At 53.0% G+C, this 25,923-nt stretch carries 22 protein-coding genes and 1 other annotated feature; of the genes, 21 read left to right on the forward strand and 1 reads right to left on the reverse strand.

Annotated elements, in window-relative coordinates; translation table 11 throughout:
• The first annotated feature begins 4 nt into the window (after positions 1–4).
• The 4 genes from hemY (at position 5) to M2298_RS03265 (ending at position 5,052) form a co-directional block, all read left to right on the forward strand.
• Positions 5–1,414: a protoporphyrinogen oxidase gene (hemY, locus tag M2298_RS03250; protein WP_280648217.1), complete on the forward strand. Its 1,410-nt coding sequence runs from the start codon at positions 5–7 to the stop codon at positions 1,412–1,414.
• Between the two features lie 176 nt (positions 1,415–1,590).
• Entirely contained in the window at positions 1,591–3,057 is a 1,467-nt protein-coding gene (locus tag M2298_RS03255) for a LysM peptidoglycan-binding domain-containing protein (RefSeq protein WP_280648218.1), read from the forward strand.
• 14 nt (positions 3,058–3,071) lie between these two features.
• Entirely contained in the window at positions 3,072–4,070 is a 999-nt protein-coding gene (locus M2298_RS03260) for a phosphotransferase (RefSeq protein WP_122964245.1), read from the forward strand.
• The gene (locus M2298_RS03265; protein ID WP_122964244.1) at positions 4,057–5,052 is read left to right on the forward strand and encodes a protein kinase family protein; all 996 of its coding nucleotides are present in this window, start codon (positions 4,057–4,059) and stop codon (positions 5,050–5,052) included. The genes M2298_RS03260 and M2298_RS03265 overlap by 14 nt, the downstream gene beginning before the upstream one ends.
• Positions 5,053–5,092: 40 nt before the next feature.
• Here M2298_RS03265 and M2298_RS03270 read toward each other — a convergent pair whose 3' ends face one another.
• Positions 5,093–5,278, reverse strand: coding sequence for a hypothetical protein (locus M2298_RS03270; protein WP_063230156.1), 186 nt, complete (start codon positions 5,276–5,278; stop codon positions 5,093–5,095).
• Between the two features lie 176 nt (positions 5,279–5,454).
• On the opposite strand from M2298_RS03270, the gene M2298_RS03275 reads away from it, so the two are divergent.
• From M2298_RS03275 to minD, 17 genes are all read left to right on the forward strand, one after another.
• Positions 5,455–7,269, forward strand: a complete 1,815-nt coding sequence (locus M2298_RS03275; protein WP_280648219.1) for a PP2C family protein-serine/threonine phosphatase — start codon at positions 5,455–5,457, stop codon at positions 7,267–7,269.
• Positions 7,270–7,284: 15 nt separating this feature from the next.
• On the forward strand, positions 7,285–8,529 hold the full coding sequence (locus M2298_RS03280; RefSeq protein ID WP_122964243.1) for an ATP-binding protein: 1,245 nt from the start codon (positions 7,285–7,287) through the stop codon (positions 8,527–8,529).
• Between the two features lie 105 nt (positions 8,530–8,634).
• On the forward strand, positions 8,635–8,985 hold the full coding sequence (locus tag M2298_RS03285; protein WP_063230159.1) for an STAS domain-containing protein: 351 nt from the start codon (positions 8,635–8,637) through the stop codon (positions 8,983–8,985).
• 33 nt (positions 8,986–9,018) lie between these two features.
• Positions 9,019–9,265: a binding site (T-box leader), on the forward strand.
• Positions 9,266–9,305: 40 nt separating this feature from the next.
• Positions 9,306–11,978: a valine--tRNA ligase gene (locus M2298_RS03290; RefSeq protein ID WP_122964242.1), complete on the forward strand. Its 2,673-nt coding sequence runs from the start codon at positions 9,306–9,308 to the stop codon at positions 11,976–11,978.
• A gap of 43 nt (positions 11,979–12,021) precedes the next feature.
• On the forward strand, positions 12,022–13,395 hold the full coding sequence (locus M2298_RS03295; RefSeq protein WP_122964241.1) for a bifunctional folylpolyglutamate synthase/dihydrofolate synthase: 1,374 nt from the start codon (positions 12,022–12,024) through the stop codon (positions 13,393–13,395).
• A 1-nt stretch (position 13,396) separates the two neighbouring features.
• Entirely contained in the window at positions 13,397–14,779 is a 1,383-nt protein-coding gene (murC, locus tag M2298_RS03300) for a UDP-N-acetylmuramate--L-alanine ligase (protein ID WP_122964240.1), read from the forward strand.
• Between the two features lie 135 nt (positions 14,780–14,914).
• Positions 14,915–15,916 carry a ketoacyl-ACP synthase III gene (locus M2298_RS03305; RefSeq protein WP_122964239.1) on the forward strand — a complete coding sequence of 334 codons (1,002 nt, stop codon included), beginning with the start codon at positions 14,915–14,917 and terminating at the stop codon, positions 15,914–15,916.
• 144 nt (positions 15,917–16,060) lie between these two features.
• Positions 16,061–17,359 (forward strand): hypothetical protein, encoded by a 1,299-nt coding sequence (locus tag M2298_RS03310; RefSeq protein ID WP_481752847.1) that lies wholly within the window; start codon positions 16,061–16,063, stop codon positions 17,357–17,359.
• Positions 17,360–17,640: 281 nt separating this feature from the next.
• Positions 17,641–17,769 (forward strand): DUF4321 domain-containing protein, encoded by a 129-nt coding sequence (locus M2298_RS03315; protein ID WP_229049943.1) that lies wholly within the window; start codon positions 17,641–17,643, stop codon positions 17,767–17,769.
• A gap of 8 nt (positions 17,770–17,777) precedes the next feature.
• On the forward strand, positions 17,778–18,368 hold the full coding sequence (locus M2298_RS03320) for a Maf family protein (protein ID WP_122964236.1): 591 nt from the start codon (positions 17,778–17,780) through the stop codon (positions 18,366–18,368).
• Between the two features lie 101 nt (positions 18,369–18,469).
• Positions 18,470–19,168 carry a RadC family protein gene (gene radC / locus M2298_RS03325; RefSeq protein WP_122964235.1) on the forward strand — a complete coding sequence of 233 codons (699 nt, stop codon included), beginning with the start codon at positions 18,470–18,472 and terminating at the stop codon, positions 19,166–19,168.
• Positions 19,169–19,215: 47 nt separating this feature from the next.
• Positions 19,216–20,259 (forward strand): rod shape-determining protein, encoded by a 1,044-nt coding sequence (locus M2298_RS03330; protein WP_063230168.1) that lies wholly within the window; start codon positions 19,216–19,218, stop codon positions 20,257–20,259.
• A gap of 15 nt (positions 20,260–20,274) precedes the next feature.
• Positions 20,275–21,261 (forward strand): rod shape-determining protein MreC, encoded by a 987-nt coding sequence (gene mreC, locus M2298_RS03335; protein ID WP_122964234.1) that lies wholly within the window; start codon positions 20,275–20,277, stop codon positions 21,259–21,261.
• Positions 21,262–21,786: a rod shape-determining protein MreD gene (mreD, locus tag M2298_RS03340; protein ID WP_122964233.1), complete on the forward strand. Its 525-nt coding sequence runs from the start codon at positions 21,262–21,264 to the stop codon at positions 21,784–21,786.
• 40 nt (positions 21,787–21,826) lie between these two features.
• Entirely contained in the window at positions 21,827–24,268 is a 2,442-nt protein-coding gene (locus M2298_RS03345) for a peptidoglycan D,D-transpeptidase FtsI family protein (RefSeq protein WP_280648221.1), read from the forward strand.
• Between the two features lie 113 nt (positions 24,269–24,381).
• Complete coding sequence (gene minC, locus M2298_RS03350) at positions 24,382–25,059, forward strand: septum site-determining protein MinC (protein WP_122964231.1); 678 nt, start codon at positions 24,382–24,384, stop codon at positions 25,057–25,059.
• A gap of 20 nt (positions 25,060–25,079) precedes the next feature.
• Positions 25,080–25,874 (forward strand): septum site-determining protein MinD, encoded by a 795-nt coding sequence (minD, locus tag M2298_RS03355; protein WP_122964230.1) that lies wholly within the window; start codon positions 25,080–25,082, stop codon positions 25,872–25,874.
• Positions 25,875–25,923 lie beyond the last annotated feature (49 nt).

Raw genomic sequence — 25,923 nt, forward strand, 5'->3', positions numbered from 1 at the left:
TCACATGAGCGAGAAATCTTATCATGTAACGATTGTTGGCGGCGGCATCACCGGATTGACCGCTGCTTTTTACTTGCAAAAAGAGATCGAAGCAAAAGGGCTGCCGATTTCCTATCAGCTGCTCGAACAGCAGGATCACCTGGGCGGAAAGATCAAGACGTGGCGGCACGAAGGCTTTGTCATCGAGCTGGGACCGGATTCGTTTTTGGAGCGGAAAACGAGCGCAGGCGAGCTGGCAGCCGATTTGGGGCTTGCGCATGAACTGGTGCGCAACAGCACCGGACAGGCTTACATTTGGCACAAAAATCGCTTGCAGCCGATTCCGGAAGGCGCCGTGATGGGGGTGCCGACCAAGCTGATGCCGTTTGTGACGACAGACCTGATCTCGTGGCCAGGCAAAATCCGCGCAGCAGCCGACTTGATTTTGCCTGCCTCCAAAGGCGATGCGGATATTTCCGTAGGCGAATTTTTCCGGCGCAGGCTGGGGGATGAAGTGATCGACAACCTCATTTCTCCGCTTCTGTCAGGCGTCTACTCCGGGGATCTCGACCACCTCAGCTTGCTGGCGAGCTTTCCGCAGTTCGCGCAAATGGAAAAGCAGCACCGCAGCCTGATTCTCGCGATGAAGCATTCGCGCCCGCAGTCGAAAGCACCTGGCAAGCCAAAAGGCATTTTCCTGACGCTTGCGAACGGATTGCAATCGTTGGTGGAAGGCATTGAAAAAAGCTTGCCTAGTGAAGTGTTGCTGAAAGGCACAGGGGTCACCAAGCTGGAAAAACGGCCAGACGGCAAGTATGCGCTCGCTTTGACAAACGGTCAGCTGCTTGAGACGGACGCCGTTTTGTTCACCGTACCCCACGCTGTCTCGGAGCCTTTGCTGCGGCCTTTTGCCAATGTTGCGGCACTGGAGAACGCCAAGCCGCACATGGTAGCGACGATTGCCATGGCTTTTCCGGAGAGCGGGATCGAGCTGGGGATGGAAGGGACAGGCTTCATCGTGCCGCGCCACTCCGGTGCGACGATTACGGCGTGTACGTGGGCGCATCGGAAATGGCCGCACATGGTGCCGAACAACAAGGCGCTCTTGAGAAGCTTCGTCGGGCGAGCGACAGAGCAAGCCTTTATGCAGATGACCGACGAAGAGATTCTGGAAGTTGTGCTGCGCGATTTGCGCAAGATCATGACCATCCGTCAAGAGCCGGAGTTTTACAGTGTCACCCGTCTGCAAAACGCGATTCCATATGTAGTCGGACATCAGGCGTGGGTGCGGGACGTGAAACAAAAGCTGAAAGCCAGCCTGCCGGGGGTCATGGTGGCAGGGGCATCCTACGACGGTGTAGGTGTGCCGGATTGTATTGCCCAAGGAAAAAAAGCCATATTGGAATGGATCGCATCTGTGCAACCGGGGAGCTAACCCCGGTTTTTCCTTTTTTCGGTGCTAAACGGCTCGTCCTGTCCATATAGTATAGGGAAATGTCCTGCACTCGGTCGATCGGATGCCTGTACAACTCGTATCGACCTTGGCGCATCAAAGGCATCGCCCAAAAAAAAGCTTGGCGGAGCCCAAGTTTTCGAAAAGGAGGAGCACGAATGGCGTTACAGGATGGGCTGCTTTCGTTTGCCATCAAGGAGACCATTTTCCTCTCATCCGATAGAGCCGGAATCGGCGAATTGCAAGAGCTGGAACTGGTGCCTGATGTCGAGGTTCTGGAAAACGATTCGTATGTCTCGATCACGGGTTGCTTGCAATTGGTAGGAAAATACGAGCCGATCAGGGAGGCCGCAGAAGCGAACAGCGGCGGAACGGAAACTCTGGTTGAGGCAGTAACTTTTCCGCCGTTTCGTCAGGAAGCGTCGGAAGAGGTGCAGTACGGCTGGGAGGAGCAAATCGGCCATCGCATCCCGTTGAACATTACGATTCCGTTGGACCGGATTGCGGAAATTGGCGACATTTACGCGATTGTAGACAGCTTTGATTACAAGCTGGAATCTCCGCATCAAATGCTGATTGATGCAGATTTGAAAATCATGGGGATTCTTTTGGGCGAACAACAGGCTGCCCAGCCAGCGTCAGCCGATCAGGAACCGGCTGCAGAGGAAGCGAGAGCCTGGGAATACGCCCATGCGACGGACGAATCGTATCAGGAGTACGCTTCACCTGCCTCTCTGGACGAAATCGAGGAAAAGCTGAGTGCGCTCGAAGCAGAACTGGAACGGCAGGCATTGCCAGCTTCTTATGACTCGACTGAATCGCCGTCCGTTTTCGACGCTCCCGCGATTGCCTACAGCGATCCTGAGGATATCCCGTCGCAATACGGGGAAGTGCAGGAACATTATGGCGAGGTGCAGGAGGTGGCGCAAAGTGAGCCGCAAAAAGCGTGGATGGCCGATCCTGCCGCTTACGAAACGCACGGTCAGGCTGAGGCTCAGTACGACTCCCCTGCGTACGATGCGCTTGCCTATCAGGATGTTCAGGCCCGCGAGCAGGAGAGAAAACAGCATGACGCGGATGAACCTGTGCTTGCCATCCACGAACAGAACGAGATTGATTACGCTCCGGTAGCGAGTGAGCCTGACGAGTCTGCCTACGATGCGAATGCCGTACAAGAAGTGCATGCCGACCTCGAGGAAGAGGAAGCAGAGCCAGTAATTGCGCAGCCAGAAGTGGTGGAAGAGACAGAGCTGAAAGTAGCCATTTCCGGCAAGGCTTCCCGCGAAGAGAAGGCCAATGTCAACATCACCACCATCTTTTCGCAAGCCAGTCGCGCCAAACAGGAAGCGCAAGCCAGCGAAGCGGAGTCCTCGTCCAGCACCTCCCGCCACGGCTCTTCAGTGGGGGCGAGTCCCGGGACGATGGAGGCGATGCATAATCTCACCTCGTTCGTGCGGCGCAAGGAAGAGAGCACAAGTCAGTTGAAGATGTGCATCATTCAGCATGACGAGACGCTGGAGCATATTTCCCAGCGCTATTCGTTGCCAGTGTCCAAAATCGTGGAAGTGAACAGGCTCGCTTCCGAACAGGTTGTCGCGGGACAAATTTTGTACATCCCGCAATAAAGGAGTGGGGGACCGTGGATAAGATCGATCTCTCCGAAGTTTGCCAGCATTATCGGGCGCGCGTGATTCGAATCACGCCGCTCGATGACTGCTATTTACTGGAGACTAACCGGGGCCCCAAGGAACTCCACGTCTGGCCGCGTGTGGATGTGATGCGCTGGTCGTTTGCCTGGCGCGAGCGATTGGCTCGTCAGGGGTTTCGCGTAGTGGAAAGGTTCATACGTACGCGAGAGACCAAGCCGTTTCTGGTTGTAGGCAAGCGTGGCGTCACCATGACCGACCACGCCCGGCACATCGAAGCGTGCGAGCCTGGGACGGAATGGGCTTACAGGTGTGGCCGAGTCATTGGCATGATGCACTTGTCTCAGCAGGAAAGTCCCATCTTGTCGGGGATCGATTACTTGAAGCAAGAGCAAATCGGTGCAGATGCCAAATGGACGAAGGCCAAGGCGTTCGCAGAAGCGTTTCGGAACAAGCACGGACGCGAGCCGGGAGAAAAAAGATGGGTAGCAGAGTTGATGCAGCCGATGCTTCAGCGAATGGAGCGCTCTTCGGCCATGCTCACTCATCCGAGTATTACGCCGGAAACCGTCAGTGTGTCGCATCGGGAGCTGCTGCGGGACAATTGGGGCATGGTGAAAGGCGAGCTGTACCTGAGGGGCTTTTTCCGGCCAGCCTTGTCCGTTCAGCAAAGAGACGTGGCGAGTTTTCTGCGGGATCATTACTTGACGCATAAAGATCTGGGGCAAATTGACGCTTTTCTCGACGGATACGAGGAGGTCAAGCCGCTCACCTACGGAGATTACACCGTCATGCTCGCTTTTATGGCTCGTCCTCGCGAAGTGTACAAAAGCATGGAAGCCTACACCAGACGGATTGCGAACAGGGAAGAAGCATCGGTAAAAGCGATCGAGCAGGCGCTGCGCATTCAAGAGTCGGTAGACCAGTTGCTTCAGCACATTGCGTACCGGGCTGAGCAGACGAGGAGGGAGGGAGTAGATGAGCCGATATGACGATGTTTATCCGTTGTTTCAAGAGTACGATATGTACGCGCAGAGCATCGATCTTCTAAAAGAACCAAACGTATTCAAGGCGACGACTCCCTACGGCTCTTACGTCTGCAAGCGGGCGAACGTGTCTGCCAAGCGGCTCGTTTTCGTAAGCGACATGCTGCGCCAGCTGCAGCAGCGAGGCTGGGATGGAGCGGTTCCTTTTACGTATACGAAATTCGATGACCCGTTTATTGTGCTGGGGGATGCGGTGTACTATGTGACGCCCTGGCAGCCGGGGAGCGAGGAGTGGACAGAGCAGCCGCTGGCGTGGGCAACTCCAGCCATCGAGCGGCTGGCCGAGCTTCATCATCTGACGCAAAACTATCGCTTCGACGATCCGCGACAGGTAGAGCCGCTGATCGACTCGCTGCTGAATCGCTGGCAGTATTGGCAAGGCCAGATGGAAAAGGCGGCGGAAGTGGCGGGAGGGCGGCAGTATCCTTCTCCGTTCGACCTCGTCTTTTTGGCAAACAAAGCGTTTGTGACAGAGATGAGCCAGACAGCCACCGACCTTTTGACCGACTGGAAAGAACGGCATGAGACACATGCGCATTTTCGCCTGTCGCTGATTCACGGCTATCCGCACCCCGCGCATATCGTGCCGGATCGCTCGGGGAAGGGAAAGCTGCTCAATTTTGATCGAGCCAGCTTTGACACGCCTGTGCGCGACCTCACCCTGTTTTACCGGACGTATTTCCAACTGGCGGGGGATGAAGCAGGCGCCTCCCAGCTGTACCATCGCTACGCAGCCATTTTTCCCTTGCGACCGGAAGAAATCGAGCTGTTGGCAGCGTTCCTGTCGTACCCGGAACGAATCATGAGGGACATCGACGTCTATTACCACAATCGCAAAGATTGGAGTGAGCTGTACGCGGTGAAGCGCCTGGAAAAAGATATGGACCGTCTGATGCGGTTGCATCGTTGGGTCCAGCAAGCTTTTTGACGAGCAACGTCTCACAAAGGTGGGGCGTTGCTTTTTGCATTTACAGCCACTCCAGCACGATCGCCACGTACAAAAGGGCGAGCAGGCCGAGAAGGATCACGTCAAACGAGGTGGGAAACAGGACGGTGCGGATGAACTGAAAAATCATCAAGGGAATCAACACTTGCTTGCATCCATATTTGATTCGCAGGTAGGTAGGGTTGTACTTCCAGCGAAAATTCATCATCGTTATCACCTCATTTCAGCATATGCGAGGTGGGCTGGGTCAGTGCCTAGATTTCCGCAGCGAAAAAACGAGATTTCTTTCTTGTTTACGTATATTTGAACATATGGGTTTGAGAATGGGAGGAAACGGGAACGTATAGGGCAGGAAGGCTAGGACGAACGTGTAAAGGTGAGCGAATGATCTGGAAAATAGCACTCTACTTGTCAGGGATAGGTATAGGTGTGTATTTGATTTTCTTATCGTGCGGCTTGCAGCGGCAACCGCATAGATGGTTTGACATTTCTTTTTTGCAAGGGATCGGACTGATTGCCTGGGGACTTGGCAGTTTGCTCGTTCTTGCTTTCGCCTGGATCGGTCACGGGCTAGGGGTGCCGTTTTGTTCAGGGACTTATCTGGCGGGCATCGTTTCCTTGCTCTTTTTGCTTTTGACGCACAGACCGCTGCGCGCGAAAACGCAAATCAAGGGTGCCCAGCTTTTAATGGACTGGCAAATGAGCACAAGGCAGCACACAGGCATCGTGCAGGTGATTCTTCTGGTCATCACCGCTTCCTTGCTTGCGCTGCCGGAAATGCCGTTTTATGCTAAAGTAGGGTTGGCTATAGCTGTTGGCTATACGAGCGTTCGGACATACTTAAACAATAGGGACAACCAGCATCTCATGTCGGAGACGCTATCGTCGGTCAGCTCTCTGGAATCGAGGCTTACCCAGCAACTCGCCCATACGAAGTGGATGAACAATCAGCTGTCTCTCGTTGAGGAACTCAAGCAAAATTACGAGGAATTGCTGATTGCGAGCAACAAAATCAGCGTGAGCGACGTCCATTACGATAGCATTCACCGCATAACGACTGAGCTTGTAGATGTCTGGTTTCATCAAATCAAAACACTTGCTTACATTGGCATCAGTTGGGAGTCCGAGCACGGGGATGTTTATTTTCACATGGAGCGGGGCAGACGCGACGACCGTGGCGCTGCGCACTTCGTCGAGGAGCGGATTGTCGTCTCGGAGCAGTGGGACACCGCCAAGACACCCCGCTATGTCAGGCTGTTGGCTCAGACTGTATGCAACGAGTACGATATGGAAACAAAAGAGCTGGAGCAATCGTTTTTCCAACTGCTGCTCGTGACCGTGCGGGGATTGATCTTGCGCTGCCTGCATGAGCACCAGTCGTCAGAGCTGAAAGAGCTTGAGCTGGAGATGGGCTTGGCTCGCAGAATCCAGTCCATGCTGATTCCGAAAGAGGAATGGCGGGTGGACGGATTGCGCGCCAGAACCGTTTTTGTTCCGGTCACTTACGTAGGCGGAGATTACATTGATTTTGTCCCGATTGATGAACGCTACACTTGTTTTATTGTAGCGGACGTATCCGGGCACGGTCTGCCTGCGAGCATTTGGGCGACAGGCATTCGCATTGCCGTAAGGGCGGTGCTGCAAAACAATGCGTCGCCGGACGACATTTTGCAGCGGTTGAATCAGCTGCTGTATACTGATTTGGCCAAAACGCGCTCGTACATTACCATGCTGGTCGCCGTCTACGACTCTGTCCAGCACAAAATTTTGCTTGCCAGGGCAGGCCATCCGCAGCCGCTCTATTTGTCGGCGACGAAAAAAGCGGTTCTGCGCTGCAACGGGGGCGTAGGACTAGGGCTTTTGGCGGATAGCACCTATCAGCTTGAGGAAGTACCCTTGAAAGAAGAGGGTATACTACTACTATACACAGATGGATTATTGGATACGGGAAGAAAAGATGTGCTGCGAAGCTCTCACGGTTTGCTCGAAGAACTTGCTGTTCTTTTGGACGAGCACGAGCCGGGCAGTGAAGAGACGATTGAGCGTGTGGAATCGTACCTGTGGGCGATGATGCGCCAAGGCCAGCAAACCGATGACATATCCGTTTTGATTTTGCAGTTTCAGTCCGGCTCTTCTGCCGGACATAGAGGAAAGGAAACTCCTGTACTGTTGGGAGTACCCGAGCTGAAGCGCCCGTGAATAGGAGGATGAACGGTGATTCTGTGTGAACAGTGTCCGGACAATCCCTCTTGTCGCAACTGTCTTCTGGAGCTCCGTTCTGGCGGGTCCGCTCAAAAAGTGCTGCCGCCGCGCAAGGTAAAAGTGACGGAGCTTGCGACAATGGAAACAAGTCAAGCGCAATTGATAGCAGTCAGCCGGACAGCTATCGGCCTGCTTAGTCCGTCCAAACAATTGCATGGACGCATGGAGGTCGAGCTCGCTTTCGATTTTCGCATTATCGGCAGCGGGCTACAGGGAATCAACGGTGTTCCTTACTATGTCGTTGATATCGAGAAGGTTTTGCGCAAAGAAGAAGTTCTGGAGCGATTGCTTCTGGAAGAATTTCACACCTGGCATTTGCGTGGCGAATTGGACCCTACAGACGTATTAACTAATTGGAAAGATCGCGACGACGAGCGAGGACGGCTGATTAAACAGGAGCTGCAAAAGCTGTCGATCCTGCGGCAAATCGAATCGATCTTCCTCTACCTTTTTGATGACGGAAACATCCGCCCGCTTGGATCGAGTCGGGCAGATCCGGATGTCGAGACACAGATGCAGCGTCTGATCAACGAAGCGGCTGTTCGTGGTGCAGGCGAATCGCTGCGGGAGCAGATCGTCAGCGGCGACGGGAAAAAAGTATTCGAGATGTATGTTTCCGATCTCCCGGACCGTACCTGTGGGATTGCCCTGATCGATGTCACGGCAGCTATCGCGGAAGAACGGATGAGAAAGCGGCGCGAATGGGAGATTTACCGCGATATTTTAGGGGTGGTTACCGCCGGAAAGCTGCTGCTGCTAAGCGACGAAGAGCTGTTTTTTTTGCTGCGGGAGGGCCGGAAATCGCTGGCGATGGACATCAAGGAGCCAGGCGATCTGGCTTTGCTCAGGCGAGCGTTCAAGCGTGCTCTTGAGCCGTTGGGGCTTGTTGCCAACCGATTGCTGCAATTTTTGGTGGCGGTTAACGAAGCGGCTTCGAATACACTCAAGCATGGAAGCGGTGGAACGATTACTTTGTACATAGCAAACGATCTGGGGCTTTGCCGGGTTGTCATTCACGACCAGGGGCAGGGGATTTTGCTGGAGGACTTGCCGCGAGCGACGCTGCAGCAAGGATTTTCGACGCGAAATTCCCTCGGTGCGGGCTTTCATGTCATGCTGCAATACTGCGATCGCATTTATTTGAGCAGCACAGCACAAGGGACCAAGCTTATTTTGGAGAGTGCGTTGCCAAGCTGATGAACATTGGGGAAAATACCAAATGTTTGCAAGTGGAGTGAACCGGGTAACATGAGAGAGAGAAAAGAATCAGGTGTACCGATACCTATTGAGAGGAGTTTGAGCATGGACTACCGAGCAACAGAGACGAACGGACAGGCGACGCTGTTTTTCGCTGGAGAGCTGGACATGGCGGTGGGAGATCGAGTGGGTGAACTGCTCCAGCAATACGGAGGGCGAAACCATTCCGTGACTGTCGATTTTCATGGTGTATCCTTTGTAGATTCTTCCGGTATTGGCAGTCTGTATTTCACAACGAAAGAATTGCTTGCCTCTGGCAAACAGGTAGAGATTGTCAATGTCCGGGAAGAAATTTTGGACATTTTAAGTGTACTGGGCTTTACCGAGGCGCTGGGCATTACGGTCGGAAAAGTAGGCGAAACCGGGTTTGACGCCAAACAGCGTGATTGTATATAATAAGCAAAGGCAATGATCCCACAACTACATATCGTATCAATGATGATCGGGAAGAGTAGGTCAGGAGCCCTTTTACAGAGAGGAGAATCAGTTGCTGGAAGATTCTCTAAGGAGACAATGGACTGAAGGTCGCCCGGGAGTTGTTTTTGGTGAACACGATGTGTCTAGCCGAAAGCGGTTCGCAGCCGTTATCTTGTTTGAGGGAACTTGCGATGGGCAGTTTTGCCTGTCGTCTGTTAACAAAGGTGGTACCGCGAAATGAAATCCTTTCGTCCTTTGGATGAAGGGTTTTTTTATTTTTTCTAGAGGAGGACCTAACTATGTCAAATCAGCCAACAACCGACATCGACCAATTGCTGCCGAAGAACTACGATCCGAAGGCAGCAGAGAGCAAATGGTATCCGTACTGGATCGAAAAGCAGTTTTTCAAGGCGGAACGCGACCCGGCGAAGCGTCCGTTCACGATCGTCATCCCGCCTCCGAACGTAACAGGCAAGCTGCATTTGGGCCACGCGCTTGATACGACGCTTCAAGATATCATCACGCGCGCCAAACGGATGCAAGGGTACAGCACGCTGTTTTTGCCAGGGATGGACCACGCAGGGATCGCCACACAAGCCCGTGTAGAAGCGACTTTGCGCGAAGAAGGAATCTCCCGCCACGACCTCGGCCGTGACAAGTTCATCGAAAAAGTATGGGAATGGAAGCATATTTACGCTTCGCACATTCGCGAACAGTGGGAAAAGCTCGGTCTTGCCCTGGATTACTCCCGCGAGCGTTTCACGATGGATGAAGGCTTGTCCAAAGCGGTGCGCGAAGTATTCGTCCGCCTGTACGAAAAAGGGCTGATCTACCGCGGCAACCGCATCATCAACTGGGACCCGGCTGCCCGTACGGCTCTGTCCGATATCGAAGTTATTTACAAAGAAGTAAAAGGCGCGCTTCACCACATGCGTTATCCGCTGGCTGACGGTACTGGCTACATCGAAGTAGCGACCACTCGTCCGGAAACGATGCTCGGTGATACGGCAGTCGCTGTCCATCCGGAAGACGAGCGCTACAAGCATTTGATCGGAAAAATGGTCATTTTGCCGATTGTCGGCCGGGAAATCCCGATCGTAGCAGACACGTATGTCGATCCCGAGTTCGGTTCCGGCGCGGTAAAAATCACGCCTGCGCACGATCCGAACGACTTTGAACTGGGACTTCGCCATCAGTTGCCGCAAATCGTCGTCATGGACGAAACCGGAACGATGAACGAACAGGCAGGCATTTACAAAGGTCTGGACCGTTTTGCGTGCCGCAAGCAAATCATTAAAGATTTGACAGAGCAAGGCGTAATGTTCAAGGTAGAGGAGCACATTCACCAGGTAGGTCACAGTGAGCGCAGCGATGCTGTCGTGGAACCGTACCTGTCTACCCAGTGGTTTGTAAAAATGCAGCCATTGGCTGACCTGGCGCTTGCCAACTCCAACAGCGAAGAAAGCGTCAAGTTCGTTCCGGAGCGCTTCAAAACGAACTACTTGCGCTGGATCGAAAACATCCGCGACTGGTGCATTTCCCGCCAGCTCTGGTGGGGTCACCGCATTCCTGCCTGGTATTGCGCAGATTGCGGAGAAACCGTCGTATCTCGTGACGATGTAAGCGAATGTCCGAGCTGCCACAGCCACAAGCTGGAGCAAGACAACGACGTTCTCGATACGTGGTTCTCGTCAGGTCTGTGGCCGTTCTCCACGCTCGGCTGGCCGGAAGAATCCGAGGACATGAAGTATTTCTACCCGACCAATGTACTGGTTACCGGATATGACATCATTTTCTTCTGGGTAGCGCGCATGATGTTCTCCGGTCTTGAATTTACCGGAAAAAGTCCGTTTGAATCTGTGCTGATTCACGGCATTATCCGCGACTCCGAAGGCCGCAAAATGTCCAAGTCGCTCGGAAACGGTGTCGATCCGATGGAAGTGATCGAAAAATACGGCGCGGACGCTCTGCGTTTCACACTGGCAACAGGAAACTCGCCAGGGAACGACCAGCGCTTTTACTGGGAAAAGGTGGAGGCAAACCGCAACTTCGCGAACAAGATTTGGAACGCCTCGCGTTTTGCCCTGATGAACTTGACCGGATTCACTTACGACGATATTGATCTCAGCGGCGAGCTGTCGACGCCAGACAAGTGGATTCTCTCCCGTCTGCAAGCGACGATTACTGATGTGACGCGCCTGTCCGACGCATTTGAGTTTGGCGAAGCGGGCCGCGTGCTGTACAACTTCATCTGGGATGACCTGTGCGACTGGTACATCGAGATGGCGAAGCTGCCGCTCTACGGAAACGACGAAGCAGCGAAGAAAACGACCCAATCGGTACTCGTTACCGTGCTGGATCAAACACTCAAACTGCTGCACCCGTTCATGCCATTCATCACTGAGGAAATTTGGCAGGCGTTGCCGCACCAAGGCGAGAGCATTACCGTAGCTCCTTGGCCTGCGGTCAATGAGCAGTGGATTTTCGCTGAGGCAGAGGGCGAAATGAACTTGCTGATGGAAATTATCCGCAGCGTGCGCAACATCCGTGCGGAAGTAAACGTGCCGATGTCCAAGAAAATCGAGCTGATGATCAAGCCGAGCGATGCGATCTCGGCAGAGCGTCTGGCTCGCGGCGAGGAGTATATCGCGCGTTTCTGCAACCCGGAGACATTGACGATCAGTCAGGACCTGGCGACGCCGGAGAAGGCAATGTCTGCGGTTGTGACAGGAGCAGAGCTGTTCTTGCCGCTGGCTGGGCTGATTGACATCGAGCAGGAGCTGAAGCGTCTCGACAAAGAGGTGGCTACCTTGAACGGTGAAGTGGAGCGAATCGAGAAAAAGCTGAACAACGCTGGCTTCATGGCGAAAGCGCCGGAAAAAGTAGTGGAAGAGGAAAAGGCGAAGATGGCCGACTACATGGAGAAGCGCGATAAGGTCATTGCGCGACTTGCCGAACTGAAAGGCGAATGATCCGCCGTACCAACGCATATTTTTGAGAATGGAGCATTGTAGTATGCATGCAGAAGCATCATTTGTTGAATACAAAGAAGCGCTCGACTGGCTGCATGGACTGCTTCGCTTCGGCCAGCGGCCGGGGCTTGAGAGAATGCAGTGGGTACTTGAGCAACTGGGTCATCCGGAACGGAGAATCCCGTTTATTCATGTGGCAGGCACCAACGGAAAAGGCTCGACATGCGCATTCCTGACGCAAATGCTGATGGAGGCGGGTTACAGTGTCGGGACGTTCACTTCGCCGTATTTGCTAGATTTCCGCGAGCGCATTCGCTACAACGGGAGCATGATCAGCGAGGCTGATCTGCTCTCGCTGGTGAATGAAGTGAAAGTCTTGAGCGAGCGCTGCGAGCAGGAGACGGACTTTGGCTCGCCTACCGAATTTGAAGTCATTACGCTGATCGCCATTCTCTATTTTTCGAGAGTGGCGAGACCAGCTGTCGTCGTATGGGAAACAGGGCTTGGCGGTCGGCTCGATTCGACCAATGTCGTCCTGCCGCTCGTTTCTGTCATCACGAATATCGGCATGGATCATACACAAGTTTTGGGCGATACGCTGCAGGACATCGCCCGTGAAAAAGCTGGCATCATCAAGCCGGGCGTGCCTGTTATCACTGGCGAGACACGAGAGGAAATTCTCGCTGTGTTCAAGGAGCGGGCTCGCGAGACGCGAAGCACGCTGTACAGCCTGCACGAGCATTTTTTTGCCGAACAGGTAGAAGAAGAGCTGGGACAGCAGCGTTTCCGCTACGGCAGCATCCATCGGCGCGATGAATCTATCTATCGTTTGACGATGAACGGCATTCACCAGACGACGAATGCAGCGATTGCTCTGATGACCATTGATGTCTTGCGCAACTATTTTTCGTTCTTGCTGGAAGAAGAAGAAATATCGCGTGGCTTGCAACAAACACGCTGGCCTGGTCGTCTAGAAGTCGTCTCGCCAAGACCGCTTGTGATTTTGGACGGGGCGCACAATCAGGAGGGAATGGAAGCGCTGGCCAAAAGTCTGGAGCGGCTTTTGCCGAACGATGCGGGTCTGCACCTGCTCTTTTCCGGCTTGGCTGATAAACCGCTATCCGAGATGGCGAAAGCACTCGCTCCCCTCAAGGAGCGAATCCAATCCTTATACGTAACGGAATTTGACTTTCCGCGTGCAGCAGATGCAAGCACGCTGCGCGAGGCGTTTTTGCAAGGCGGATGGGCAGAGGAAAACCTCGAAGCCGTCCCGGACTGGCAAACGTTTCTCCTTTCTTGGATGCGGGAGAAGCAATCAGCGAAAGCGGATGACTGGCTGGTCGTCTGCGGTTCGCTCTACTTCATCGCCCAAGTGCGCGCATTCTTTCCCACTACAGTAGAAGAGGCAGGTGAATAGGGTGGATCAGGCTAGGCACGTCCACTTTGTGGGCATCGGCGGATATGGCATGAGTGCCATTGCCCGCGTCTTGATCGACCTTGGATACAAGGTAACCGGCTCCGATGTCGCCATGAACGATTTGGCGAAGAAGCTGGAAGCGAGAGGGGCGGTCGTTCATATTGGCCACAATGCTGCCCATGTAGAGGGAGCAGACAGTATTGTTTACTCTACCAGCATATCCCCGGATAATCCGGAGGTAGTCGCTGCGGAAGCGCTGGGGATTCCGGTCATGCACCGCTCCCAAATGCTTGCCCAGATTTTAAATGAACGAACAGGCGTAGCTGTTGCAGGCGCGCACGGGAAAACGACTACGACGTCCATGATTTCGCATGTACTGGAAGAGTGCGGCGTCGATCCGACCTTTATTATCGGCGGCGAGCTGATGAACGCAGGCACGAACGCCAAGGCTGGCACGAGTGATTTTGTCATTGCGGAAGCGGATGAAAGCGACGGTTCTTTTCTGGAATACCGACCGATGTACGAGATTGTGACCAGCATCGAACCGGATCACCTTGAGCACTTCGGTGGCGATTTCAACAACTTGAAAAAGGCGTACGTCCAGTTTTTGAGCCATCTCAAGCCGGGCGGCAAAGCCATTTTGTGCATCGACGACGCGCATGTGCGCGAGGTGCTGCCTTCCGTTGCAGGTACAGTGGTAACGTATGCAATTGATCCGTCGTTTGCAACGCAAGCCGAGTTTCGTGCCGAGGCAATCGAGTGCGGAGATCGCTGCAGCACATGCCAGGTGTACCACCAGGAAAAGCTGCTCGGCACGCTCTCGCTTACCGTACCGGGCAAACACAATATCGCCAATGCGCTCGCTGCCATCATCGTCTGCCTGGACGCCGGGCTTTCGTTTGAGCAGATCGCAGGAGCTTTGACATCTTTTCGCGGGGCGAAGCGGCGGTTCCAGATCATCGGGGAAGCGCGCGACATTTTGGTAGTCGATGACTATGCGCACCATCCGACAGAGATCATCGCGACACTGAATGGGGCGAAAGCATCCGGCCGTCGGGTCATTGCGGTGTTCCAGCCGCAGCGCTACACGAGAACGTATTTCCTCATGGATGAGTTCAGTCGCGCTTTTGCCCAGGCTGATGAAGTAATTGTCACAGACATCTACTCTCCGGCCGGAGAAGCCAAAATCGAAGGGGTAACTTCCGAGGTGCTCGTCCAAAAAATCAGGACCAACAGCCATCCGCGCGCGCAATATATTCCGACCAAGGAACAGATGCAGGAAAAACTGTTCAAGGAATTGCAAGCAGGTGACCTGGTGCTGACCATGGGAGCGGGAGATATTTGGAAGTCTGCCTACTGGTTGGCGGAAAAGCTGGAAAAATAAGAAGCATACGCAGTGAAAGACCTGGTTTCGCAAAGAGCCAGGTCTTTTTTTTGTGGACAAAAACATAAAAATTAGTACCAGATAATAATATCTAGTGTTATGATGTGATTATAATAAACCGAGGTGATGATCGATATGATGAACACAAGTGTTGTACCATCCCGTCTCACAGCGATTGGAACTTATGTGCCAAGCCGTGTGCTTCGCAATGCCGATCTGGAAAAAATGGTCGAGACTTCGGACGAGTGGATTTTGCAGCGCACCGGAATACATGAGCGGCGAATGGCGGCAGACGATGAATTTACGAGCGACTTGGCGATCGCCGCTGTGCAAAATATGGCGGACACCTATCAAAAAGAGCTGACGGACGTCGATCTGATTCTGGTTGCGACCAGCACCCCGGACTATCCGTTCCCCAGCGTCGCGAGCCAAATCCAGGCTCATTTTGGCATCGCCCAGGCGGGGGCCATGGATCTTGCCGCTACGTGCGCAGGCTTTACTTATGCACTGCACACAGCGAATGCCATGATCAGCTCCGGACTGCATCGCAAAGTGCTGGTAGTAGCTGCCGAAACATTGACCAAAGTGACGGATTACACTGACCGGACGACTTGCATCCTGTTTGGCGACGGTGCAGGCGCTGTCCTCGTGGAGGCGGACGAGGAGGCTCCCGGTTTCCATGCAGCTTATTTAGGCTCCAAAGGAGATGGCGGAATCCACGTGTACCGCTCCGGGCTGTCGACAAACATGGATGGCAAACAACTGACGGGCGGGGGCTGCATCGTCCAAAACGGCAGGGAAGTGTACAAGTGGGCAGTCACGACAGTGCCAGTCGGCATGCAAGTCGTCGTTGACCGCGCGGGAATCACGCTGGACGAGGTGGACTGGTTCATTCCGCACAGCGCCAATCTGCGCATGATCGAATCGATTTGCGAGCGCAGCGGCTTTTCGATCGAGAAAACGTTGTACAGTCTGTCCTATTACGGCAATACATCGGCGGCTACCATTCCGCTGGCGCTCGGGCTTGGCATTCAGGAGGGCAAGGTAAAAGCGGGAGACAAAATTTTGCTGTACGGATTTGGCGGAGGGCTTGTCCACGCCGGGCTGTTGCTGACCTGGGACCCGAAAAAGGCGTAACTGCCGAGCAGCTTTTCCGCTTTTTGGAAAGAGCTAGATTTTAAACTGCTAGAGAATTTGCTAGATTTGCTAGATCATAGTCATAACCCGTCCCGCCCAGACGTAAGCTAGTACAAAGAGCCTGCAAGCTGGGAGGGCATGAGCGTGAACGGAGAAAAGAAAAATCATGTAACCGTCAAGATGAATGGAAGGTTTTGGGACGAAAAACGCGAGACACAAAAGCAGGAAGCAAGCGCAAAACGTACGCCAAAAGACGACACGCCGCGCGTGAAAATTCAGGGTCCAACCGTGATTCCACCACAGAAAAAGGAAAACGACGCCTGGGAACGAATGATGCAGCTCAGAGGCGCAGCCCAGCGGGAGACGAGCAGGGATGTGACGCCAATTGCAGTCGAGTCATCGGAAGAGATCCCGTGGCAGGAAGAGGTTACAGAAACAACAGAAACATACGGCAGCTACAGTCACACGCCTGCCAAACGGCTCCTGTCGTTCTGGCCCAAGGCACCGATCTGGCGCACGGCTTTGACGACGGGCGGGGCTGTCGCAATCGGACTTCTTTTCGGATTTTTGGTGCTGAACATTTTTTCGCAGGAACAATTTTCGCAATCGTATGGAAGCGTGTTGAGCGATACTGTGCAAACGTTGACGGCCCAAGACACCGAAAGCGATTCGAGCGGGGAGCAGAAGCCGCCTGCCGCGTCTGCTTCGTCTGAGGAGGCAGGTGCAGGTACAGGTGCAAAAACGTCTGGCGAGAATGCGCCTGCTGGCGAACAGCGCGATGTTTCGTTACAGGTGCCGCAAATCAGCATGTTCGTCGCACAGGCAGGTGTCTTCCAACCGGACGCCTCCAAGCAATCCGCAGTAGAGCCGCTGGCCAAGGCGGGGATTCCGCACCTGCTGTACAAAGATACAGACGGAGGCAAACAGTATATGTTCGCTGCTGCTGCCCCCACCAGAGACGCCGTACTGGGCTTTGCCAGCAGTTTGAAAAACAAAGGAATGGATGTATACGTCAAAGAATTTGCGTTTCCCGCTTTTCAGGGAGCAGTTCCGGTGAGCAAATCTGCTGCTGATGCAGAAGGACAGAAGGTACAGGCGTTTTTTGACAACGGCGTGAAGCTTGCCAAGACGCTTTCGGCGCAATCGGGAATGATCATTACGTCGGGACAGCTGTCTGCCACTCCGCAGGAAACAGCCGATCTGAAAGAGTGGCATCGCCAATTTTTGGAGGACAGCCGACTGATTCAGGTGCAGACTGCGTGGAAGCCGCTTTTTGAAGGAATGGTAAACGGGATCAATCAGGCACTGGCAGCCCGCGACAAGATGGCGGAAGCGAGTGCGGGAAAAAAAGGAGAAAGCGCCGAATCGTATGCGTGGCAAGTGCAAGCGGGCGTGCTCGGTTATTTGGAAAACTACGCGAGCTGGGTACAATTGGCGCGTTGAGAGAAACGATGAGGTGGCGATCAGGCTTTCGCAAGATTTCTTGCAGGAGGCCTTTTCTTTTTATACAGTAACTACCAAGAGCAATCAGGGATTGTTTCACCCCTTCCCATTTGCTAAACTTATGGTTGGCAAAAAGAGAATCCCTTCTAAAAAGGGAGTTGGGAAAAGGAATGGGGAAAGAAACGCTTACACTCGTGTTTCTACTGGTAAGTGGTCTACTGTTTGGCAGCATCGTCGGGGAAATTCTCGGTCCCTGGGTGCCTTTTTTGACCAAAAGCAAGATGATCACATGGTCACCTGCGGCAGATTTAGAAATTTTGAAGTACGACCTGAACTTTCAGGTAAAACTAAATCTAGCCAGTATCGGGGGACTTGCCCTCGCGTTTTGGATACATCGACGGATAAAGTAGGTTGAAAAATGACGACGAAAAAACAGGATACTCTCATTCTTGCTTCATCATCGCCTCGCCGCAGAGAGCTGTTGCAGGCGTTGGGGATTCCGTTTACGGTAATGACGAGCGATGTCGACGAGACGACTGCGCCAGGCTTGTCGCCAAAAGAAGTAGTGGAAGAACTGTCTCTGCGCAAGGCAAATGCAGTGGCCGATCGCTTGACAGAAGGCGTCGTTCTCGGGTCCGACACGATTGTCGTTCTGGATGGACAAATACTGGGCAAGCCAGAAGACGAAGCGGACGCGTTTCGCATGCTGTCCATGCTTCAGGGGCGAGAACATACCGTTTACAGCGGAGTGGCCCTGATTGACGCAGCGATTGGACGCTCTGAGGTGGCGCATAGCCATACCCAAGTGAAGATTCGCCCGTTGAGCGAAGCAGAGATCAAGTCGTACATTGCAACGAAGGAGCCGATGGACAAGGCAGGCTCCTATGCGATTCAAGGAATCGGAGCCACGATTGTGGAGGGGATCACCGGAGATTACTTTACGGTAGTCGGATTGCCGCTGTGCTTGACCTCCAATCTGCTTGCGCGTTTCGGGATGTCCATTTTGTAAAGTTGTTTCGCTTTATTGAAAAGTGACAACGGCCAACCGCCCCATGACCTTCATCAGAGTCAGCCGTTGACGAATTTGAAAGAGGCTGGAGGCGGCGAAAAATGGCAGCAAATACCTGTAACAAAACAGACGTCAAAAACGTCCCTTACTATGACCGTCCACGTGAACGACTGCTTCGCGAAGGAGCGGTCCATCTGTCTGATACAGAACTTCTTGCCATTTTGCTGAGGACAGGCAGCGAGCGGGAGACAGCCTATCAGTTGGCGCAGCGCTTGTTAGCCAAATTTGGTGACTTGCGTGGATTGGCGCAAGCCTCTCACGCTGAGCTGAGAGAACTGAAGGGGATCGGCCAGGTAAAAGCGGTTGAACTGCATGCCGCTTTTGAACTCGGACGCCGCTTGGTGGGCATACCGCGGATAAGCCGTGCCTCCATCCGTTTGCCGCGCGATGTAGCTGACCTGATGTCGCCTGAGCTTGCTCATCTGACACAGGAGCACTTTGTCTGCCTCTTTCTAAATACGAAGAACCACGTGATTGGCAAGCAGACTATTTTTGTAGGCAGTCTGGACGCTTCCATCGTACACCCTAGAGAAGTCTTTAAAGAAGCGATCCGTCGTAGCAGCGCATCGGTGATTTGCCTACATAACCATCCGAGTGGAGATCCGACACCTAGCAGGGAAGATATCGCGATTACGCACACATTGCGTGAAGCGGGCGAACTGGTAGGGATTTCATTGTTGGATCATGTGATTATCGGGGATGGCAGGTACGTCAGCTTAAAAGAGCAAGGGTACTTGTAGGAGTTAATAATGCTTGTCATTTGTATATTATTGGAAGGAGTTTTTTTATGTTTGGTGGATTTACACGTGACTTGGGGATTGACCTCGGCACTGCCAATACACTTGTTTTCGTCAAGGGAAAAGGAATTGTCGTGCGTGAACCTTCTGTAGTAGCGATTCGCACGAACAACAATTCTATTGAAGCGGTGGGAAATGCGGCCAAAAGCATGATCGGCCGTACACCTGGAAACATCGTGGCTGTTCGTCCGATGAAGGACGGAGTGATCGCAGATTTTGACACGACAGCAACGATGATGCGTTATTTCATTAATCAGGCTCAAAAAAACCAGGGCCTGTTCAGTCGTCGCCCGAATGTAATGGTTTGTGTGCCTTCTGGCATTACCGCTGTAGAGAAGCGCGCCGTTGAGGATGCGACGAAGCAGGCTGGTGCGCGCGAGGCTTACACGATTGAAGAACCGTTCGCAGCGGCTATCGGAGCCGATCTGCCTGTTTGGGAGCCTACCGGAAGCATGGTTGTCGACATCGGGGGGGGTACGACAGAAGTAGCGATCATTTCTTTGGGCGGGATTGTTACTTCCCGTTCCATCCGCGTGGCTGGAGATGAGATGGACGAGGCGATCATCCAGTACATCAAGCGTCGCTACAACCTGATGATCGGGGAGCGCACAGCAGAGACCTTGAAGCTGGAGATTGGCTCCGCCATCGCACCGGAAGAACCGGAGAACGTCGATATTCGCGGTCGCGACCTCGTAACAGGCTTGCCTAAGACGCTCTCTGTCAGCAGCACGGAAATTGCCGAAGCCCTGGCAGAGACAGTCGCAGCGATTATCGAAGCCGTGAAGGTGACTTTGGAGAAGAGCCCGCCGGAACTTGCGGCAGATATTATGGATCGCGGGATCGTGTTGACAGGTGGTGGCGCGCTTCTGCGCAACATGGATCGTCTGCTCAGCAAGGAAACAGGTATGCCCGTGCACGTTGCGGAAAATGCGCTGGATTGCGTAGCGATCGGAACAGGTCGGGCATTGGAAAATATCCACCTGTTCAAATCGAAACAAGGCATCACCTCTTCCCGACAAAAACGGGGTAAATAAACGGAGGTTTCGGGCATGTCGTTTTTCGGGAATAAGCGGCTAATTATTGTACTTGTAGGCTTGGTCCTCTTAATCTCCGTCGTTGGCTTCACTTCTCGTGAACGGGATAACCTGACATGGCCAGAAATGTTTTTCAAAGATACGTTCAGCGTGGTGCAGGGCTTGTTTTATCGCCCTGCCCAAGCTGTTTCTGGCTTTTTTCAGGAAATTGAAGAAGCGTACAGTGTATATGAGGAAAATAAGGCATTGAAGGCGGGACTGGATCAATACGCCCGTTTGACAGCAGAGTTGCACGACCTCAAAGCGCAAAATGAACGTCTGCGCAAAGACCTGGAAGCGAAAAATACGCTGAAATCTTCGTATAATCTCCGGTTTGCGGAAGTCGTGGCTCGCAATCCCGATACGTGGAACAACGTGATTACGATCGATCTGGGACTGAAGAGCGGCATTAAAAAAGATATGGCGGTCATTACGGCAAAAGGGATGATCGGGCGTGTACAAAGTGTTGCCAACTTTTCCGCTACGGTTGAACTGTTGACAAGCTATGAGCGGCGCGATCACATTTCAGCGGATATTCAAGCCACGCAGGTTGTGGACGGCAAAACGATTTATGAGCCTATCAGCGGCGTCATCGAGGAATACGACCCGCAGGAGCGCTTGCTCGTCATGCGCAAAATTCCTTGGGGCAAAAAAATCGAACCGAAGCAACAAGTCATCACCTCCGGGCGCGGGGGAGTCGTTCCGCGGAATTTGCCGCTTGGCTATATTGTTCGGATCGTCCCGGATGACTACGGGCTGACTCAAACGGCTTACATACAGCCAAGCGCAGATTTTTCGCAATTGAGCGAAGTGATGGTGGTAGAGCGTGACTTTACCATTTCTCCAAACGGAGAGCTGATTCCGAAGCAGCCAACTGGAGAGGCGCCTGCGACAGGAGGAAAAACGGCAACGCCCAATTCGACGGGAACACCTTCCACTGGAACTGGCGGAGGTGGACAGTAGATGGCGAGGTTTTTATTGACACTGGGTGTCGTGGTCTTGTTTGTTCTGGAAGGGACAGTCATGCAGGTCCTCTCACCTGATCTATGGGGACTGTCATGGATGACAGTCCCTCGCTTCGCGCTCGTATGCTGTATTTTCATTTCCATGTATCTCGGCAGACGGGAAGGGCTGTACTACGGGTTGGCATTCGGATTTTTGCAGGATGTTTTGTTTGGACAAGTCATCGGCATTTATACGATGTCGATGATGGTTGCCAGCTATTTTGCCGGCTTGATTGTCTTGCTGTTCCAAAGGGGCATCGGAATGGTGTTCGTGACAAGCTTTTTGATTTTGTTTGGACACGAGTGGCTCTTGTACTCTCTGTACCGTCTGTTCTCGGTCGCTCCTTACGATGTGCAGTGGATTCTCACTCATCAAATTTTGCCAAGTGTATTGTTGAATCTCGTTTTTGGCCTGATTGTGTACGTGCCGATCAAGAACGGATGCAACAAGGTACTCGCCAAAAAGGAAATGCACATGGACTGAAATGGAGACGGGGAATTTCCCGGAAAGGAGAGGATCACTCGTGGAAGAAACCAAAGAACCCAAATCGCACATACCCGTGCGTCTTAATATTTTGTTTCTGATCGTCTTCCTGTTTTTTGCTGCGATCATTTTGCGGCTCGCTTTCGTCCAACTGGTTGAAGGGGAGCAGTATCGGCATGAACTGGAAAAATTCAGTATCCGCGAGTTGCCAATCCCTGCTCCGCGCGGACGAATCATGGACAAAAACGGCGAGGTGCTCGTATCCAACAAGCCTGTTTACACTGTTCAATACGTCGAAGAGCAAGGACAAGACATCGATGAAGAAAAAGTCGCTGACCGACTCGCGAAAATCCTGATTCCTGATATCGGAAAAACGGGAACGGACAAAGAGTTGCTCAAAAAGACGATCGACTTGGGCTCCACTTTGCCGATTGCTTTTAACAATGAGGAAACAAACGCGTTGAAAAGCAGAGTAGCTGCCAAGCTGCAAGCTGTTCCCAAGCAGGAAGCGGTGGACAGCATGTCCGATTTCGAGCTGGTGAAGACGGCTCTGTATGTAGGGTTGCGCGTACGTTCGCCATTTGATGACAAGCAGCGAAAAGACGTGATCAAAAAGCTCAATGCCAACAACAAGAGCGCAGAGAAAGCCTTGACGGAAGACAACGTTTCCGATTTTGAGCTGCTGAAGATGGCGATCGGCGCCAACATGCAGCTGACGCTCACGTTGGACAAGGAAGATCGCGATGCCCTCAGCAAGGAAGTGAAGGCGCAAATTCGCAAACTGCCTGCCCCCAACGGACTGTCTGACAAATCCGACATGGAGCTGTTGCGTTACGCCTCGCTGTTTGAACTGGATGTACAACTTCCGCTCAAACCGGAGCAGCGGCAATTTCAATGGCACAAGCTCTCACTTTTGCAGGAGATGCGCTCGCCGCAGATGGCGAGCTATATCCCGCGGCGTGTGAAGGTAAACATCACAGACAATGAGATGTTTCAAATCGAAGAACGCCGTACAGAGCTGCCTGGGATTAGCGTTGTGCTGGAGCCTGTCCGGCAAATTTTCCGGGACCCGGATGGCTCTGCTTTCGGAACGCACTTTCTCGGCTACATCAACGCGATTCGCCCCGAGAGCCTGAAAGAGTATCAGGCGCAAGGCTACAATGCGATTGACCGCGTTGGTGTCACTGGACTGGAAAGCTCCTATGAGAGATATTTGCGCGGCAAGGACGGCGTCATGGATGTCTTCGTAAACAAAAACTCGGAGACGGTGAAAAAGGAAATGCGGCCGGGAAGAGAGCCGGAGCCGGGCAACGACCTCGTGCTCGCGATGGACTGGCGCTACCAGAGCAAGGTGGAAGCGATCCTGAAAGAAGAGGTAGAGGCGTTTAAAAAGCGGCCTACTACACCAAAAGAGTTCAAGGATGCGCACGTCCTGGTAATGAATCCGAATACGGGCGAGATTTTGGCGATGGCCAGCTACCCGGATTACGATTTGAACCTGTACTACGATCGCAAGGCGTTCAACGAAAACTACACCTCGCTCATTTTGCCGAACGAGTCCAATCGGTTCATTTATACACCGTACCCTCCTGCCTCTACTTACAAGCCGTTGTCAGTCATGATCGCGTTGCAGGAAGGGCTGACGACGCCAAGCGAACCGATTAATGACCGTGGGGGCTTGAATGTCGGTACTTCTTACAAGCGCAACTGGAAGCCTGGCGGACACGGTATCGTCAACGCGCGCCGCGCTTTGCAAGTTTCGAACAATACGTACATGTACGAAATGGCGATCCGCTTGGCGAGAAAAGGTAAAGAAGGCTGGGAGAAACAATTTTCCGTGCTGGATTACTACAATGCCCAGTTCGGACTTGGCGTCAAAACAGGCATTGACCTGCCGGGCGAGAAGACAGGCTGGGAAAACCCGAACCTGTACTACGGGAACTTGGCTGACGCGATGATCGGTCAGTACGATTTGTTTACACCGATACAGATCGGGCAATATGTCTCGACGATTGCCAATGGAGGGTACCGGGTTCGTCCGCACCTGGTCAAGGAAATACGCAAAGGCACGACCGATCCGAAGCAACAGGGCCAGACGCTTGCACAAATTGAGCCGCAAGTTTTGAATCGGGTCAACATCGATCCTAAGTACATCCAGGTTGTAAAAGAAGGGATGCGCATGGTTACGCAGCCAGGCGGTACGGTTCAGCGTTTTAACGGGTTGCCGTTTGCTGTGGCGGCGAAATCAGGTACAGCGCAGACCGGAAAAAGTGCGGAAAACGCGCTGGTTGTAGGTTTTGCGCCGTATGAGAAGCCGCAACTCGTGTTTGTCGTCGTCGCACCAAACAGTTTGCGGGACGGGACATCCAGTTCGGATGCGACTGGTCCGATCGCGCGCCGTTTGCTGGAAGCTTACAACGAATTGAATCCGGGAGTTTTGACAAACGGAGTACCGATTCCAAATCCGCCCTCCTCTAAATAAATAACGGGACGAGACCTTCGCCCAGCAGCATTTGACCCGATTCGGCAAATTTTTCATGCAGAGCAGGAGAAATCTTTCTGTATGGCGAATGGTATCGGTCGAGGTGAAACCGGGTGACGACTGTGAAAAGCAAGGTCACAATCAAAGGGACTAAAGAAGGTCTCGTCTTCTTTATGGATGATGCCTGTTCCTTCGACGAACTGCTGGCCGATGTGCGTGAAAAAATAGAGCATAGCCACCAACAGATATTGTCGGGGCCACTGATACGGGTATCCATAAAATTGGGGAAACGTTACTGCACTCCTGAACAACAGGAGCAGTTGACACAAATTATCCGGCAAAAAGGAAACCTGGTGATTCACACGATCGAAGCCGACGTGATCACACGGGAGGAAGCTTTTGCTGAACGCCTAAAAACCCATTTTTCCATACAGGTAAACACCGTTCGCTCTGGTCAAGTATTGGAGTTTGACGGAGATTTGCTTTTATTGGGGGATGTCAATCCCGGGGGAACGGTTCGCAGTACAGGAAGCATTTATGTGCTAGGTCATCTGCGTGGTTACGCCCATGCAGGTATTTCCGGCGATGCACAGGTGATTATAGCGGCTGCGGTCATGAGTCCTACCCAGTTGCGGATTGCCGATGTGATCAGCAAGCCTGGAGAAGAATGGACGAATCATTCCGGAGGGACAGAGTTTGCCTATCTGGACAATGAGACCATGCTCGTAGCAAAAATGAACTACTTGTCGCGAATACGCCCGGATCTTGGCGCGAACAAGCGTGAGGGTTGAGGGAAAGAGGAGGAACGGACGTGGGTATTGGAATAGTCGTAACTTCAGGAAAAGGCGGCGTGGGCAAGACGACCACATCCGCGAATTTGGGAACAGCACTTGCATTGCTGGGCCAAAAGGTGTGCATGGTAGATACTGATATCGGTTTGCGCAATCTCGACGTGGTCATGGGTCTTGAGAACCGGATCATCTACGATCTGGTGGACGTGGCAGAAGGCGCTTGCCGACTTCCGCAAGCGCTGATCAAGGACAAGCGCTTCGAGAACCTTTCCCTGCTGCCTGCTGCCCAGACAAAGGACAAATCGGCAGTCTCGCCTGAGCAGATGGAGGAAATCATCACGCAGCTCAAGCGTGAATTTGATTACGTGATTATCGACTGCCCGGCAGGCATCGAGCAAGGTTTCCGCAACGCAGTAGCGGGAGCCGATCAGGCCATCGTCGTAACAACTCCGGAAAAGGCGGCTGTCCGTGACGCGGACCGCATTATCGGCCTTTTGGAGCGGGAAAAAGTGGGGATGCCAAAGCTCGTCATCAATCGCGTGCGCTCTCACATGGTAAAAAACGGCGACATGCTTGACGTGGAAGACATTTTGGATTTGCTTGCCATTGACTTGATCGGTGTCGTGCCTGATGATGATCATGTCATCAAATCGGCCAATCAGGGCGAGCCTGCTGTCATGAATCATGAATCGCGTGCGTCGATCGCGTATCGCAATGTGGCGCGCCGCTTGCTCGGAGAAGCCGTTCCTCTGCAACCGCTGGAGGAAAAGGCTGGGGTCTTCACGAAAATGCGCAAATTTTTTGGGTTAAAATAGGGTATACTTGGCTCCCCTTCTGTTAAAGAGGGGAGTCACGTTTTCTAGG

The sequence above is a fragment of the Brevibacillus sp. 1238 genome (genome assembly GCF_029892995.1).
Taxonomy (GTDB): Bacteria; Bacillota; Bacilli; order Brevibacillales; family Brevibacillaceae; genus Brevibacillus; species Brevibacillus parabrevis.

What these genes read in the sequence shown, in the direction of transcription:
- hemY (WP_280648217.1), top strand. Translation starts at nt 5, where the DNA reads ATGAGCGAGAAATCTTATCATGTAACGATTGTTGGCGGCGGCATCACC.
- M2298_RS03255 (WP_280648218.1), top strand. Translation starts at nt 1,591, where the DNA reads ATGGCGTTACAGGATGGGCTGCTTTCGTTTGCCATCAAGGAGACCATT.
- M2298_RS03265 (WP_122964244.1), top strand. Translation starts at nt 4,057, where the DNA reads ATGAGCCGATATGACGATGTTTATCCGTTGTTTCAAGAGTACGATATG.
- M2298_RS03270 (WP_063230156.1), bottom strand. Translation starts at nt 5,278, where the DNA reads ATGATGAATTTTCGCTGGAAGTACAACCCTACCTACCTGCGAATCAAA.
- M2298_RS03275 (WP_280648219.1), top strand. Translation starts at nt 5,455, where the DNA reads ATGATCTGGAAAATAGCACTCTACTTGTCAGGGATAGGTATAGGTGTG.
- M2298_RS03285 (WP_063230159.1), top strand. Translation starts at nt 8,635, where the DNA reads ATGGACTACCGAGCAACAGAGACGAACGGACAGGCGACGCTGTTTTTC.
- M2298_RS03290 (WP_122964242.1), top strand. Translation starts at nt 9,306, where the DNA reads ATGTCAAATCAGCCAACAACCGACATCGACCAATTGCTGCCGAAGAAC.
- M2298_RS03295 (WP_122964241.1), top strand. Translation starts at nt 12,022, where the DNA reads ATGCATGCAGAAGCATCATTTGTTGAATACAAAGAAGCGCTCGACTGG.
- M2298_RS03305 (WP_122964239.1), top strand. Translation starts at nt 14,915, where the DNA reads ATGATGAACACAAGTGTTGTACCATCCCGTCTCACAGCGATTGGAACT.
- M2298_RS03315 (WP_229049943.1), top strand. Translation starts at nt 17,641, where the DNA reads ATGATCACATGGTCACCTGCGGCAGATTTAGAAATTTTGAAGTACGAC.
- M2298_RS03320 (WP_122964236.1), top strand. Translation starts at nt 17,778, where the DNA reads ATGACGACGAAAAAACAGGATACTCTCATTCTTGCTTCATCATCGCCT.
- radC (WP_122964235.1), top strand. Translation starts at nt 18,470, where the DNA reads ATGGCAGCAAATACCTGTAACAAAACAGACGTCAAAAACGTCCCTTAC.
- M2298_RS03330 (WP_063230168.1), top strand. Translation starts at nt 19,216, where the DNA reads ATGTTTGGTGGATTTACACGTGACTTGGGGATTGACCTCGGCACTGCC.
- mreC (WP_122964234.1), top strand. Translation starts at nt 20,275, where the DNA reads ATGTCGTTTTTCGGGAATAAGCGGCTAATTATTGTACTTGTAGGCTTG.
- mreD (WP_122964233.1), top strand. Translation starts at nt 21,262, where the DNA reads ATGGCGAGGTTTTTATTGACACTGGGTGTCGTGGTCTTGTTTGTTCTG.